At 34.8% G+C, this 15499-nt stretch carries 10 protein-coding genes and 1 other annotated feature (1 of these 11 cut by a window edge); of the genes, 3 read left to right on the plus strand and 7 right to left on the minus strand.

The features are described from left to right. Position 1 (minus strand) — a binding site (T-box leader); it reaches 231 nt to the left of the window's first position. Between the two features lie 146 nt (positions 2 to 147). After that, positions 148 to 3000 (plus strand): transglycosylase domain-containing protein, encoded by a 2853-nt coding sequence (locus tag ACTNDN_RS11460; RefSeq protein ID WP_048718571.1) that lies wholly within the window; start codon positions 148 to 150, stop codon positions 2998 to 3000. 139 nt (positions 3001 to 3139) lie between these two features. Here ACTNDN_RS11460 and ccpA read toward each other — a convergent pair whose 3' ends face one another. Together ccpA and ACTNDN_RS11470 are read right to left on the minus strand one after the other, a co-directional pair. Beyond that, on the minus strand, positions 3140 to 4138 hold the full coding sequence (gene ccpA / locus ACTNDN_RS11465) for a catabolite control protein A (protein ID WP_031540521.1): 999 nt from the start codon (positions 4136 to 4138) through the stop codon (positions 3140 to 3142). A 386-nt stretch (positions 4139 to 4524) separates the two neighbouring features. After that, positions 4525 to 5601 carry a bifunctional 3-deoxy-7-phosphoheptulonate synthase/chorismate mutase gene (locus tag ACTNDN_RS11470; protein ID WP_031540520.1) on the minus strand — a complete coding sequence of 359 codons (1077 nt, stop codon included), beginning with the start codon at positions 5599 to 5601 and terminating at the stop codon, positions 4525 to 4527. A gap of 260 nt (positions 5602 to 5861) precedes the next feature. On the opposite strand from ACTNDN_RS11470, the gene pilM reads away from it, so the two are divergent. After that, positions 5862 to 8021 (plus strand): cell division protein FtsA, encoded by a 2160-nt coding sequence (pilM, locus tag ACTNDN_RS11475; protein ID WP_031540519.1) that lies wholly within the window; start codon positions 5862 to 5864, stop codon positions 8019 to 8021. Positions 8022 to 8153: 132 nt separating this feature from the next. On the opposite strand, the gene ytxJ is transcribed toward pilM, so the two are convergent. The 3 genes from ytxJ to ACTNDN_RS11490 form a co-directional block, all read right to left on the minus strand. After that, positions 8154 to 8480: a bacillithiol system redox-active protein YtxJ gene (ytxJ, locus tag ACTNDN_RS11480; protein WP_031540518.1), complete on the minus strand. Its 327-nt coding sequence runs from the start codon at positions 8478 to 8480 to the stop codon at positions 8154 to 8156. 210 nt (positions 8481 to 8690) lie between these two features. After that, on the minus strand, positions 8691 to 9158 hold the full coding sequence (locus tag ACTNDN_RS11485) for a YtxH domain-containing protein (protein ID WP_031540517.1): 468 nt from the start codon (positions 9156 to 9158) through the stop codon (positions 8691 to 8693). Between the two features lie 17 nt (positions 9159 to 9175). After that, positions 9176 to 9619, minus strand: a complete 444-nt coding sequence (locus ACTNDN_RS11490; protein WP_035416867.1) for a DUF948 domain-containing protein — start codon at positions 9617 to 9619, stop codon at positions 9176 to 9178. A gap of 270 nt (positions 9620 to 9889) precedes the next feature. Here ACTNDN_RS11490 and ACTNDN_RS11495 point away from each other — a divergent pair, with 270 nt between their 5' ends. Beyond that, a complete protein-coding gene (locus ACTNDN_RS11495) occupies positions 9890 to 11005 on the plus strand; it encodes an aminopeptidase (RefSeq protein WP_031540515.1) in 1116 nt (371 codons plus the stop codon). Positions 11006 to 11129: 124 nt separating this feature from the next. Here ACTNDN_RS11495 and murC read toward each other — a convergent pair whose 3' ends face one another. After that, positions 11130 to 12428, minus strand: coding sequence for a UDP-N-acetylmuramate--L-alanine ligase (gene murC, locus ACTNDN_RS11500; RefSeq protein WP_031540514.1), 1299 nt, complete (start codon positions 12426 to 12428; stop codon positions 11130 to 11132). A gap of 456 nt (positions 12429 to 12884) precedes the next feature. Next, entirely contained in the window at positions 12885 to 15398 is a 2514-nt protein-coding gene (locus ACTNDN_RS11505; protein WP_441131273.1) for a DNA translocase FtsK, read from the minus strand. Between the last annotated feature and the right edge of the window lie 101 nt (positions 15399 to 15499).

The raw sequence follows: 15499 nt of genomic DNA on the forward strand, positions 1-15499 counted from the left end.
CGAATCAATATATAGTTAGCTTATTTTTACCATAGTAAAGCTATTAATGTCAAACAATTATTCGAAAAAAGAGGAAAAATACCGAACTCTGTCTATATTCCCTTCTTCTTTATGCTATAATGTATGTGATTTTAGGGGGAATGATACATGAATGAAAGGCCGAAGTGGAAAAATGCATTAAACCATTTTAAAAACTTCTTCACCAATAAAAGAACAATAAAAGGAGCCCGTGTAACCTATGAGGTAACATGGAATGTTACCTTGCTGTTTATCATTATTATCGTGATAGGCGGGGCATTTGGCCTCGGAATTGGTGCAGGATACTTTGCATCACTTGTTAAAGATGAGCCAATTCGTCCTTATGCTTCCATGCAAAAAGAAATTTACAATTATGAAGAAACATCCGAACTATACTTTGCCAACAATGATTTTCTAGGAAAAGTTCCTACTGACCTTGAAAGAGAAGAAGTAAAAATTAAAGATGTTTCATCCTATTTAAAGGATGCTGTGATTGCTACAGAGGATGAAAATTTCTATACCCATAACGGAGTAGTCCCAAAAGCAATTTTCCGTGCATTATTTCAAGAAGTTGCTAACACTTCCACTCAATCAGGAGGAAGTACGTTAACACAACAATTGATAAAGAATCAAATCTTAACAAATGAAGTATCTTTTGAAAGAAAAGCTAAGGAAATATTACTAGCGCTGAGGCTAGAGAAATTTTTTGACAAGGATGAAATATTAGAAGCATACTTAAATGTTTCAACTTTTGGAAGAAATTCTTCTGGCAGAAACATTGCTGGTGTACAAGCAGCAGCAAACGGAATCTTTGGAGTGGAAGCTAAAGACTTAACATTGCCGCAGGCTGCATTTATTGCAGGACTCCCGCAAAGTCCATTTGGTTATACTCCTTTTACCCAAGAAGGAAAGCTAAAAAAGAACTTAGAACCTGGTTTAAATCGAATGAAAACCGTTTTAAACCGAATGTATGATCAAGAAAAAATTTCTAAAAAAGAATATGAAGCTGCTATAGCATATGATATAACGGAGGATTTTATTGGTCCTAAAAAAAGTCCAATTGAAGAATATCCTGCTTTAACTATTGAGATACAACAAAGAAGTATAGAAATTATTGCTGAGCTGTTAGCAAAAGAAGACGGATATACAAAAGAAGACTTACAAGCAGATGACATATTAGCAGAACAGTACAACATAATTGCAGACCGTCAAATCCATCAAAATGGCTATAAAATTCATAGCACTATTAATAAGAAAATTTATGATATTCAACAAGAAACGGTTAAAAACTCTCAACTATTTGGTCCAGACAAGCCACAACAAGTGATTGATCCAGAAACGAATGAAAAAGTAACCATTATGGAACCAGTAGAAACGGGAGCAATTCTAATAGAAAATAAAACCGGAGCGATTATCAGCTTTGTTGGGGGACGTGATTATAATCGAGAAGCGACAAACCATGCTACAAGCAGTGTTAGACCAAATGGATCAACAATGAAACCACTACTAGTATATGCTCCTGCCATTGAACTAGGCACATTATCACCAGGTAGTGTTCTTCCAGACTTACCATTAAAGTTAAACCCTAGTACACCAGGAAAAGTATGGCCAAACAACTATGATTTTCGGTTCCATGGGTTGGTAACAGCAAGATATGCATTGCAACAATCCTATAACGTTCCTGCTGTTAAGGCATATATTGATATCATGCCGCAAAACCCAATGAAATATCTAGAAAAAATGGGTATTACTACTTTAGATGAACAAGATTATTCTACAAGATCTGCCGCTATCGGAGGGCTTTCATATGGGTTAACTGTTGAAGAAAATACAAATGCATTTTCTACATTTGCTAATAGCGGTAAACATATTGATGCATATATGATTGAAAAAATTGAAGATAAAGATGGAAATATTATTTATCAACATGAAGTACAGCCCGTGGATGTATTTAGTCCACAAACTGCATATTTAACATTAGATATGATGAGAGATGTTATTAATCAAGGAACAGCAGCTGCTGTAAATGGCCGCTTAAAATTCCACTCAGATTGGGCTGGAAAAACTGGTACAACACAGGATTTAAATGATTCTTGGTTAATTGCCACCAATCCGAATGTTACATTCGGAGTATGGACCGGCTATGATACACCAAAATCATTAGAAACATCTGGCTTATCATACAGTAAACGTAATAATTATTTATGGGCAGATTTATTGAACGCTGCATACGACATAGCACCTGAGCTCATTGATCCTTCAGAAACCTTTAAAATGCCTGGTGGAATCGTAAGACAATCTGTTTGTTCTATTTCTGGACTACTTCCTTCTGAGGGCTGCTCCAAAGCTGGGTTAGTTACTACCGATTTATTTAAATCTGGTACTGTTCCATCCAAAAAGGATGATAGCTTAGTTGCTGGTAAATATGTTGAGATTAACAATAAAAAATACATGGCCTTAGATTCAACACCAAGTGAATTTGCCGAAGAAGGATTAATGTTAAATCCAGATTACATTGAAAAATTATTTGGTATACGCATTAGTGATTCAAGTATATTAAGCGAAAATAATCCAAAGCTGAAGAATCTTATCATTCCAAATAATAAGATTGAAGACAATGGTAAGGCACCTAATGCACTGAAAATAAGTCAAAAAGGTGATACGATTACATGGAGCAAACATAATGAAAAAGATGTTATTGGCTATCGTGTATATAAGGATGGAAAAAAGGTACAAAGCATAAAAGCAGGCAATACATTGAGCTTTAAAGCAAGTAATGGAACCTTTATCGTTAAGGCTGTTGATATTGCGGGGAAAGAATCAAAAGCATCAAATGAAATTGTTATAGGAAAAGTGCAAGAAGAACAAAAAGAAGAAAAATCCGACAATAAAAAAGAAAATAATGAAGAAAACACGAAACAAGAGAACCAGCAAAACAATGCAGAACAAACCAAGGATGATGGTGAGAAAGAGAATAATTAAAGCATATTTGAGGGGAGAATCATCATTGATTCTCTCTTCTTTTTATCCTTATTACAAACACCATCCCAAAACCTTAATCATTTTCCCATACAAAAAACCAAAGCTAGAATTTTCTCCAGCTTTGGTTTTTAATAAATCATTATTTTGTTGATTTACGAGATTCAATACGGTGTGGAAGTGTTACAATATGATCTTCCACCGTTTCTTTATTCATATATTTGGTCAGCAATCTCATTGCTACTGCCCCTATATCATATAAAGGTTGTACAACAGTTGTTAGTTGTGGACGTACCATTAAAGTTAATTTCGTATTATCAGATGTCACAATTTCAAAATCTTCCGGAACTTTATATCCCTTATCTTCAGCTCCATGAATTACCCCTAAAGCCATTTCATCTGAACCAACAAAGATAGCGGTTGGTTTATTATCAATTTCCATTAATTTATCAAAAGATTCCATACCAGATTCATAGGTATAATCTCCTTCAATTACTAAATCTTCATTATAAGCAATCCCAGCTGCCTCTAAAGCCTTCTTATAACCGCCTAATTTCTCATTTTTATTGATTGGCTCTTCTAAGGATCCTAGAACAATTGCAATAGACTTATGACCCTTCTCCACAAAGCTAGTCACCACATCATATGCAGCCTGAGCATAATCAATATTAACAGAAGAAATCTTCTTGCTTTCCTCTATACTAGCAGCAAGAACGATTGGCACAGGAGACTTCTCAAACTCAGTAACATGTTCCTCTGTTATATTACCACCCATAAATACAATACCATCCACTTGTTTTCCTAACATCGTGTTTAATAAATGTAGCTCTTTATCTTTATTTTGATCAGAGTTACTTAAAATAATATTATATTTATACATTGTAGCAATATCTTCAATCCCTCTAGCTAATTCTGCAAAGAAAGTACTTGATATATCTGGAATAATTACTCCAACAGTTGTTGTTTTCTTACTTGCAAGCCCTCTCGCTACTGCATTGGGACGATATCCTAATCGATCGATAACTTCTAGAACCTTTTTTCTTGTTGTTGGCTTTACGTTCGGATTTCCATTAACAACACGGGAAACGGTTGCCATAGAAACACTCGCTTCTCTTGCAACGTCATATATTGTTATATTCATTGTTATTTTGCACTCCTTTTAGTCGAACTAATTTCTTTCTATTATTTTACGGCAAGAAGCTACTTCCTAATCATAATCGATTTTTATTTAGCTAATCTTGTCTAATTATGTACTAATGATACGATATCGTCGCAAAAGCCGCAATGACAAGCTTTCATTTTTTTTCAAAAAAATCGACTTTTTTTCGTCATTTAGTAAAATAAAACCTTATTTGAGCATTCTTCCATTCAGTTTACCATAAAAACGAGAAAAATATAAATAATTATCCTATTGATGTATAAGTAATCATTTATATTACATAGTTTTTCTTTACCCGTTTAAAAGATAAAAAACCCGTTCATGTTAGTTTAACACGAACGGGACTCTTTACCTATTCTACTAGAGCTTTAAACTCTTACATACGGTGTAGATTGTATTGCTCGGTAAAATTCATCAAATTGTTCAATGTCCATTTGCTGTGCAGAATCAGATAATGCTACTGCAGGATCAGGATGAACTTCTGCCATTACTCCATCTGCTCCAATTGCTAAAGCTGCCTTTGCACAAGGTAATAACAAATCTTTTCTTCCTGTCGAATGTGTTACATCAACAAAGACTGGCAGATGCGTTTCCTGTTTTAAGATAGGAACCGCAGAGATATCTAATGTATTTCTTGTTGCACGCTCATACGTACGAATACCACGTTCGCAAAGGATAATTTGGTCATTCCCTTGGGACATGATATATTCTGCAGCATTTATAAATTCTTCTATCGTTGCCGCTAATCCACGTTTTAATAGAATTGGTTTTTTCACACTACCAGCTGCTTTTAATAATTCAAAGTTTTGCATATTACGTGCACCAATTTGAATGACATCAATATAATCTAGAGCTGTTTCGATATGCTCCGTACTCACAATCTCACTGATTACTGCTAAATCATATTCATCTGCTACTCTTTTTAATATTTTTAAACCTTCTACACCTAGGCCTTGGAAATCATAAGGAGATGTTCTCGGCTTAAATGCACCACCACGAAGAAGCTTTAGCCCTTTTGCTTGCACCGATGCAGCAACTTGAGCTACTTGCTCATAAGATTCAACTGAACAAGGACCAAACACAAATTTTGGCGTACCATCACCAATTTTTGTTCCTTTAATATCAACAATTGTATCCTCTGCCTTTTTCTTACGTGATACTAATAATGCTTTACTATCATCTTCTTGTTGTAATTGTAAGCCCATTTTAAAAATCTGCTTAAATAAATGAGAAATAGTTCCATTATCAAATGGACCATTATTTTTATTTAAAATATGATCAAGCATCTTTCTTTCACGGACTGGATCATATCGATGTACACCGTGGGTATCTTTTGTTTGCGCAATTTTTTGAACAAGGCTTGCACGCTCATTAATTTTTTCTAAAATTTCTAAGTTTAGCTCATCTACACGATTACGTAATTCTTCCAATTCCTTATTGCTCACAATCATCCTCATCCCTTCATTAAAAAAGACCAAAACCGTATAATTCCATTATACAATTTGCCTAGATTCTTTATACAAATACAAAAATATGTTACATTTCTTTTAATTGGATTAATTATAAATCAAATTTATCGCCTTGTCACTATTTTTCTTTAATAATTAAACGCTTTTAAGCGTTAAAGCGTTATAATTAATATGTTAATAAATGATTCTGCCTTGAACAAGAGTTTATATTTAAATAAAAAAGAAGGTGTTTTTCTGTGCAAAATAATGAAAAACTGTTTGCATTAGATATTGGTACTCGCTCCGTTGTCGGTATTATCTTAGAAAAGAAAGAAGACAAATATCATGTTTCTGACCTTTTAGCCATTGAACATACAGAAAGAGCAATGTTAGATGGTCAAATTCATGACGTATTAGCCGTATCTAAAATTATTAAAGAAATTAAAAATCAATTAGAAATAAAACATGGCCCTCTGGAAAAAGTTAGTGTTGCAGCTGCTGGAAGAGCTTTAAAGACAGAACGAGCATCTTATGAAATGAACATAGAAAGAAAACCGTTAATTACAAAAGAAGATATATTACATTTGGAATTGACTGCTGTGCAGCAAGCTCAAAGCTCTGTTGCAGAAAAAAATGAACGTGATAAAGGACAATTTTATTATTGTGTTGGCTATTCTGTTCTCCACTATTCTCTTGATGATCAAGAAATGGGTAGCTTAATTGACCAGCAAGGTTTAATTGCAAAAGTAGAAATTATCGCTACTTTTTTACCTAAGGTTGTTGTCGAATCCCTGATAGCTGCTTTACATAGAGCAGATTTAGAAATGCAAGCTTTAACGCTTGAACCAATTGCAGCCATCAATGTACTTATACCCCCCTCCATGAGAAGATTAAATGTTGCTTTAGTAGACATTGGGGCTGGAACATCCGATATAGCAATTACTGATTCTGGTACTGTTATTGCCTATGGAATGGTCCCCGTTGCGGGAGATGAAATAACCGAGGCACTAAGTGATGCATATTTATTAGACTTTCCACTGGCAGAGAAGGCGAAAAGAGAATTATCTCAAAATGATCATATTGAGATTTCAGATATCCTTGGATTCACGACTGAATTACATAAAGAAGAGGTTATTAAAGAAATCGAGCCAGCACTAGATAAATTGGCAGATACCATCTGTAGGGAAATTCTTTCGTTAAATAATCACAAATCACCTAAAGCAGTAATGCTAGTTGGTGGCGGAAGCCAAACGCCGGCATTACAGTTGAAGATTGCAGAAATGCTAAATTTGCCTGCTAATAGAGTTGCAATAAGAGGAATCGATGCTATCACCCAACTAACCTTTGAAAAGTCCTTCCACTTTGGACCAGAGCTTGTAACACCAATTGGAATCGCTATTACAGCTGAAAAAATGCCAGTCCAATATAAAACGGTTTATATTAATGAACAACCTGTCAGATTATTTGAAGTAAATAAATTAACCGTTGGAGATTGTCTTTTGGCATCTGGCATAAAGATGACCCAGCTATATGGAAAACCAGGCAATGCTATGATTGTTACGATAAATAATCAAAAAATAACTATTCCAGGAAGTCATGGCAAAGGACCAACTATTTTAAGAAATGAAATACCTTGCTCATTAGAAGATACAGTGGAGGATGGAGAAGCATTAACCGTTTACTGTGGGAAGGATGGAGAACAAGCAATTGTTCAAATAAAGGACTTAATTGATACAGAAGCAGACAAAAATATTATGATTAATAATAAAAGCTATACGATTCATTCTAAGATTGTATGCAATGGAGAAGCTGTTTCAAGTGATTACCAAGTAGAAGATAAAGATATCATCGTGTATCACGCAGATACCACCATTCATGAGGCATTAAAATCACTAAATTTAACCCATCTTATTGATGAACTTCAGCCATTCCAACTTTTAATAAACGGAAAAGAAACGATTCTTCCTGCTTTTTCTGGAAAAATTATTAAGAATGGTTTGCCTTGTCGTATAAGTCAGTATTTTGAACATAATGATGAAATTATATTAGAACAAAGAAAAACACCAACTGTTCAAGAATTAACAGAAAAAAAACAAATTTTAATGTACCAAATACTTCCTGTCTATTTTAATGACAAAAAAATAACCCTTACAAAACAATTAGCACAAATACAAAGAAAGGGACAAATTCTACAACTGGATGATCTTTTATACAGTGGAGATGACATTAGAATAGAGCAAAAACCATTTGAGGGGTTTTTATTTCAAGATTTATTCGCTTTTGTAAATATTAATATGCCTCAAAACGGCGGGGGATCTTTTCAGCTTTTACGAAACGGAGAACGTGCAACCTTTTTAACCCCTATAAAAAAAGACGATAAGCTTTCAATCGTTTGGCCTGTTAAAACAGGAAGTTAGAATAAAGACAAATAAACGGTTATAAATCATTTAACATTACAAAAGGAAGTCAGACTACCATCTTCCGACTTCCTTTTTATGTAAAATTTGATTTTTACTTATCTTTAGCTGAATCGCTAGGACTACCCTACATTATCTTTCTATCACAGCTTTTTGTAAAGAATCTACCGTTATTTTTCCATGTGATGTATGCCAAACAATATGATTGTTTTCAAAAAGTAACGCTTGCGGAGATTCATGCCTTACTTGATAATTTTCTGCAATATAGTTAGATAATGCTCTTGATTCTTGTACAGCTAAATAGTATGTAGCGATTTCTTTATTATCTTCCGCATATTGTTTATATTCATCAAAAGCATTCGCACTAATTGGACATGTCAAGCTATGCTTAACCAACCAAAATATCTCTTTACTTTGAACAAGACCTTCAAATTTTTCAACAGTGTCTATTTTTTTCATTTCTAACCATCCTTTATCTTAAATAGCTTTCCTAAGACTCTTTAACTAATCGAAAGGGTTCTAGAAAGGAATCAATCTACTTAAAACAGCCTATATACCTATTGGCTTTCTGCATGTAGCTTAACTTAAAAGACTGTCTCTTTTTAGCGTAGAAAGCGAATGGTAATATAGACTGCAAACTTTAACGATATTTTATACAAATCGTCCTTATCAATGATTGTATTTACTTTCTGTTTCATCAAATGCTTTTTTTGTTTCTGCTAGTTTTTGTTGAATTTCATCAAATTCCGAGCTTTTTAAACTAGTACTTAAATCAGATGCCTCTTCTTTCAGTTCATCAAAATGATCAGAAGTATTATCTTGTGCTTTCGTACTTTTCACCTTATCCATAATATCACTAGAAGTTTTTGTTACTACATTACTAATCTTGTCTGTTTTATCCTTCGCAATGGAAATGAACTCTGTGCCTTTTTCTTTTACAGTATCCGTTAATTCAATTCCTTTATCCTTCCAAGCTCCTGCTTGTCCGTTCAAATCATGAAGCAATTCTTTTCCAGGCTTTGGAGCAAGAAATAAAGCGGTAGCTGCACCGACAACCCCACCTAAAATGGCACCGACTAGAAAATCCTTCGTACTTGAGTTTTCATTTGCATGGATTATTTCTTGTTCTCGCTTCATTATTAAACATCCTCCTTTTAATTACTTCTTACTCGCGTTCGATTTTGTTCTGTCTTTCTAGCTTGCCACTGATCTTTAATATTCATAAATACTTTGCTATATTGAACAATTTGAGCTATTTTATCTTGATTTTTCGTAAGTGTATTTTCTACATTTTGCGTAATCGTTTGAACAGACTGATTAAAACCTTGTACACTTGTTCCTACATCCTTGACTGCATCTACGACTGAATTTAAACTTTCCGATTTCTGTTGAATATCTGTAGCTAAATCATTCGTTTTTTGTAATAAAATTGTTGTTTCTCTTGTAACGCCATCTAATTGCCTTTCTAACCCGACAAGTGTTTTTGAAACACTATCAAGCGTGATATGTAGTGATTTCAATGTTCTAGCAACATAAATGACTAGAATTGTAAATGCTATAGCTATTAAAGCTACACTTAAATATAAAAGATTTATCATCCTTATCGCACCTCCACTTTATTGGTCTTTTCCCACAATCGCTATGACTAAAACCTTAGTTTTATTATAATTGGAAAAACTTACAGAAACAAATGATTCCTTTCCATTCCTCTACTACGGGACCATGTTTGTGGAGAAAAATAATAGAAAGAGTCCGATTCTGATTATTTTTTTCTTATTTCTTATTTTTTATAACCGTTTATATTTAAGGAAAAAATTTTTTCGGGTACAATAAGAAAGTTATCACATTTATAAAACTTGGAGGTACATATGAAAGATCCACGCATTGATCAACTAGCAAAAAATTTAATTAATTATTCTGTTCGTTTACAAAAAGGAGAAAAAGTACTTATTGAAAACTTTGGACTTCAAAAGGAGCTTGTAAAAGCCCTTGTCCGTGAAGCATACGCTGTTGGAGGTTACCCATTTGTTTCCCTAAAAGACAATGATATTAATCGTTCCTTGCTTTTAGGAGCTCAAGAAGAGCAATATGAAATGATGGCACAATTTGAAGCAAATGTAATGCGTAATATGGATGCATACATTGGGCTTCGTGCTGGCGATAACATTAATGAACTTGCAGACGTACCAGCAGAGGGAATGAAGATTGAAGGATCGACAATTGGTAAAAAGGTACATAGAGAAATTCGTGTGCCAAAAACTAGATGGGTTGTCCTACGTTATCCTAGTGCATCCATGGCACAGCTTGCGAGAATGAGCACAGATGCATTTGAGGATTTCTATTTCGATGTATGTAATCTAGATTACGGGAAAATGGATATAGCAATGGATGCCCTTGTGGAGTTAATGAATCGTACAGATAAAGTTCGTTTAGCTGGTCCTGGCACAGACTTAACCTTCTCTATTAAGGATATTCCTGCAATAAAATGTTCTGGACAAATGAATATCCCAGATGGTGAAGTCTATACTGCTCCTGTACGAGATTCAATCAATGGAGTACTAACATATAACACACCTTCCCCATATCAGGGCTTTACTTTTGAAAATGTAAGCTTAAAGTTCGAAGATGGAAAAATTGTTGAAGCAACTTCAAATGATACAGAAAGATTGAACAAAGTTCTGGATACAGATGAAGGTGCTCGTTATATTGGTGAATTTGCTATTGGAGTAAACCCATATATTTTACATCCGATGCAAGATATCTTATTCGATGAGAAAATCGATGGAAGCTTCCACTTTACACCAGGACAAGCTTACGATAACGCCTATAATGGCAATAACTCCAATATCCACTGGGATATGGTAAATATTCAACGTCCTGATTATGGTGGCGGAGAAATCTACTTTGACGATGTGCTCATCAGAAAAGATGGTAAGTTTGTCATTCCAGAATTAGAAGCATTGAATCCAGAGAATTTAAAGTAATGATATTGAAATTCTAAACATTTGGTTTTTAAAATATCCGTATAAATTGTCAAAAAAGGGATCAGAATTAACATTCTGATCCCTTTCTTTCCCCTCTTAAATATGAAGCTAAGAGTCCTATTGTCTATTCTAATGTTTTTTCATAAGCACTTTGATATTTTTGAATATCGCCTGCGCCCATAAACAAGATGACACTGTTATTATGTTCACTTAATGAAGAAATCGTTTCTTCGGAAATGATTTTGCTTCCCGGTACTTTATCTGCTAAGTCTTTTATGCTTAGCTTACCGTGATTTTCACGGGCAGAACCAAATATATCACATAGATAGGTAGAATCTGCCAAATTCAAACTGTCTGCAAATTCTTGAAGAAACGCTTGTGTACGCGAAAATGTATGTGGCTGGAATACAGCAACTACTTCACGATCAGGATATTTCTGACGTGCTGCTTCCACCGTTGCTTTGATTTCTGTAGGATGGTGGGCATAGTCATCAATAATTACCTGTGTACCGATTGTCTTTTCTGTAAATCTTCGTTTAACACCTTCAAATGTCATTAAACGTTCTTTCACGACTTCTGCGTCCAATTCTTCATAATGGCTAAGCGCGATCACCGATAGAGCATTTAAGATATTATGATCACCAAATGTCGGGATAGAGAATGTATTGTAATACGTATTACGTACATACACTTCAAACGTTGTGCCTTCCGTTGTTTTCTCCACATTCCTTGCTTGGAAGTCATTTTCGTCACCAAATCCATAAAATACTACCGGTACTTTCGCTTGAATTTTTTGCAGATGTTCATCATCTCCACAAGCAAAAATTCCTTTTTTAACTTGCCATGCCATTTCTTGAAAGGCAGAAAATACATCATCCACATTAGCAAAATAATCTGGGTGATCAAAATCAATATTAGTCATTACAGCATAATCAGGGAAATACGAAAGAAAATGTCTTCTGTATTCACAAGCTTCAAAAGCAAAATATTCTGCTCCTACTACCCCTTTACCCGTTCCGTCACCAATTAAATACGCAGTAGGCTTAGCACCTTTCATTACGTGTGAAAGTAACCCAGTCGTCGATGTTTTACCATGCGCACCCGTTATGGCTATACTTGTAAATTGCTTCATAAAATCGCCAAGGAAACGATGGTAACGAATAACTGGAAGTCCTAGCTTCACTGCTTCTTCTACTTCTTCATGTGTATCAGGAAAAGCATTCCCAACAATCACATTCATTCCTGGTTTAATGTTCTCTCGTTGAAAAGGAAGAATTTTTATTCCTGCTTGTTCTAAAGCAACCTGAGTGAAAAATGTTTTCTCCACATCTGATCCTTGTACTTCGAAACCCATATCATGTAAAATTTGTGCTAATGCACTCATTCCCGACCCTTTTATACCTACGAAGTGGTAAATAGTCATATAAAGAACCTCCAACTACGCATATCTTTTAACAGTATATGATATCCTCATTCAATTTGCTAATTGCATTTATATGTATGCAATTTTGATTTTATTTTATTTTTTCTCATTTAGCATTTATTCATGTTCTCGCTAAACATTAACTTTTTTTTCCTTTTTTATTTCACATTTATTCATTATATCATCTTTTAAGTTGAAAAACTACGCAACAATACATTTCCAATGTATGACATTTTTAACCAAATGCCTTTTCTTATAGCTTTTTCGTAAAGATGTTACTCTATCCCCAAGTCTAAAATACACTTCGCTTTCCGCAGGGCTCGCACTAAAATCGCTTCTGCAGGGTCTCAAAGTGGATCGCTACTCTCCCATTAAGTCTAGGTATAACGGCTGCTCTATTTTTTAACTAATTCTTTTTTATTAAAAAAGTACAATCCTTTAGAAAACAGCCTTTTTTCATTCACTGTCCTGCAATTGTATTAATTCACTTTCTGTGATTAATACTTCTCTAGGCTTCGTTCCTCTTGCTTCTGATATAAACCCTTGCTTTTCCATCATATCAATCAGCCTTGCTGCCCGATTATAGCCAATTTTAAAGTTCCTTTGAAGACTAGATGTTGAAGCACCACCTTGTTCAATAATAAATTCACATGCTTCATAAAATAGCTCATCTTCTTCTTCAGACATTTGGACCTTTTTTAACAGCTCTTCTTGTTCAAATAAATATTCAGGTTTTCTTTCTTTTCTAACGTGGGCCACTACTTGATCAATTTCTTCATCTGATACAAAGGTACCTTGCAATCGTACTGGCTTTGATGTTCCATTTTCTAAAAACAGCATATCTCCTTTACCCAATAGCTTCTCGGCACCACTAATATCTATTACGGTTCGTGAATCAATTTGAGAGGAGACTGAGAAAGCGATTCGTGTCGGCACATTTGCCTTAATCAAACCGGTAATAACATCAACTGAAGGTCTCTGTGTGGCAATCAAAAGGTGAATTCCACACGCTCTTGCTTTTTGAGCTATTCTGCTAATTGCTTCTTCTACATCTGCTGGTGCCATCATCATTAAATCCGCTAATTCATCAATCACAATAACTAAATAAGGCAATTTGTCACTGTATCTTTTATGTTCATCAGCTAGTTGATTAAACTTAGTAATGTCTCTAACCCCGGCATGTGCTAATAACTCATATCTTCTTTCCATCTCTTCTACAGCCCATTTTAATGCAGCCGTTGCCGCCTTTACATCTGTAATAACGGGACTAGCTAAATGCGGCACATAATTATATGGTGCCAACTCAACCATTTTAGGATCCACTAACAATAGCTTTAATTCTTCTGGCTTTGCCTTATACAGCAAGCTAACAAGCATTGTATTTATACATACGCTTTTCCCAGAACCAGTTGCCCCAGCGATTAAGCCATGTGGCATTTTTCGTAAATCTGTTACGATTGGTTTACCGGAAATATCTAATCCCATAGCTACAGTTAAAGGAGAAGATGAATTTTTAAATTCATCGCTTTCCAAAATTTCTCTTATTAGCACAGGTCGGCTACTTTGATTTGGCACCTCTATTCCTACCGTATGCTTTCCAGGAATTGGTGCTTCAATTCTTATATCTTTAGCAGCTAAGCTTAATTTTAGATCATCCGAAAGGTTTGTAATTTTACTAACCTTAACTCCTGGCTCAGGCTGTACTTCATATCGTGTCACAGAGGGTCCTTGTGTTACATTTACTACCTTTGCATGAACATTAAAGTTAGTAAATGTATTATTTAAAAGTAGTGTCTGCTCTTCAATCCAGCCGTCCTTTTCTATTTGCAAAATAGGGGGATGTAATAAATTTTCTTCTGGAAAAACGTAATATGGTAAATCATGATGGTTCTCCATATCCTTCTCTAGCATAGAAGTGGTTTCTTCTTCCAACTTCGGTTGCTGAAGCGGCTTCTCATAGGCTTTATTTTCGACTTTTTTATTAGCCAATGACTGTCTATCTTTATTTAGCATCAATACATTAAAAGGCAATGGACCTTTTCTAGAAGCAGTTGCTTTCTTGTTTTCTTTTTCTTGTAATTCTGTCTCTCGCGCTTCTTCTTCAATTGCTCCAATGATTTCTTCCTTATTTTGCTCAGGAATTTTTTCTTCCCCAATTTCCAAATCTTTCAGCAAAATCGGCTGATCGTTTTGTTCTTGCTCTTCTACTAAACTTTCAGTTTGTGTAATAACTTCATCATCCATTTCAGGTGACACTATTTCTTCCGCTTCTAGTGAACTATCCCCACTATCCTTATTTTGCAAGTTTTTCTCACTCTCTAACCATTCTTCTGTAAACAGAGAAAGTATTTCCTCTTGCTCATTAATTGGCTCGATTACTTCCTGAGTGGATGTAGGATGTTCTTGAGCTACAGCTATCTTATCATTCACTATTTCATTCCATGCAAGTAATTCCTCATTCTGCCTTTGTTCTGTCTGGATAGTAGCCGATTCAACCGGAGATTCAATCTCTTCTTTTACTCTTGGTTGTTGTATCGTAATACTCGTTTCTTTTCGTTCCGGTCGATTATATCCATATATAGGAGAAATTGTTTCTGTCGGCTTAAAAGGTCGATTAGAACTATATGTATTGGATGTTTGATTTTCCCTCGGATTACTTTTAGGCTCTTCTTTTAATGGACGATTAAATGGTTGATTGCTATCTTGTCTTTCATCCGCGAAAGTTTGTCCTGCTTTCTCTCTTCTAGTTTTCCTTTCTATTTCCTTCCTATCGTCTTCATCCCCATCTGGAATTAACGGAAAGCGAAAGTTTCCTTTCGGATATTGATAAATAACTTTGGAATCCATCTCTTTTTTCCATGCTGTTGATTCCTTGTTTGGTTGATCGTATACCTCTACCGTTTCTTCAATTTGGTTCAGCTCATCTTCTTCACTAACAAACTGTTTAAATACTTTCTTGAACCAATTCACACTTAATCACTCTTTCTTTCAAATCTCATTACTATTTTAACAGTTATGTTCAGAATTTCGAGCACTATTTTTTAACATCTCTTCCTTTCCCTATTCAGGAA

The organism is Niallia sp. HCP3S3_B10 (assembly GCF_052064465.1).
Lineage (GTDB): Bacteria > Bacillota > Bacilli > Bacillales > Cytobacillaceae > Niallia > Niallia hominis.

Excerpts from the sequence above, each read along its gene's own strand:
- ACTNDN_RS11490 (WP_035416867.1), bottom strand. The coding sequence starts at position 9,619 with ATGATAAATCTTTTATATTTAAGTGTAGCTTTAATAGCTATAGCATTT.
- ACTNDN_RS11495 (WP_031540515.1), top strand. The coding sequence starts at position 9,890 with ATGAAAGATCCACGCATTGATCAACTAGCAAAAAATTTAATTAATTAT.
- ACTNDN_RS11485 (WP_031540517.1), bottom strand. The coding sequence starts at position 9,158 with ATGAAGCGAGAACAAGAAATAATCCATGCAAATGAAAACTCAAGTACG.
- ACTNDN_RS11460 (WP_048718571.1), top strand. The coding sequence starts at position 148 with ATGAATGAAAGGCCGAAGTGGAAAAATGCATTAAACCATTTTAAAAAC.
- murC (WP_031540514.1), bottom strand. The coding sequence starts at position 12,428 with ATGACTATTTACCACTTCGTAGGTATAAAAGGGTCGGGAATGAGTGCA.
- ytxJ (WP_031540518.1), bottom strand. The coding sequence starts at position 8,480 with ATGAAAAAAATAGACACTGTTGAAAAATTTGAAGGTCTTGTTCAAAGT.
- ccpA (WP_031540521.1), bottom strand. The coding sequence starts at position 4,138 with ATGAATATAACAATATATGACGTTGCAAGAGAAGCGAGTGTTTCTATG.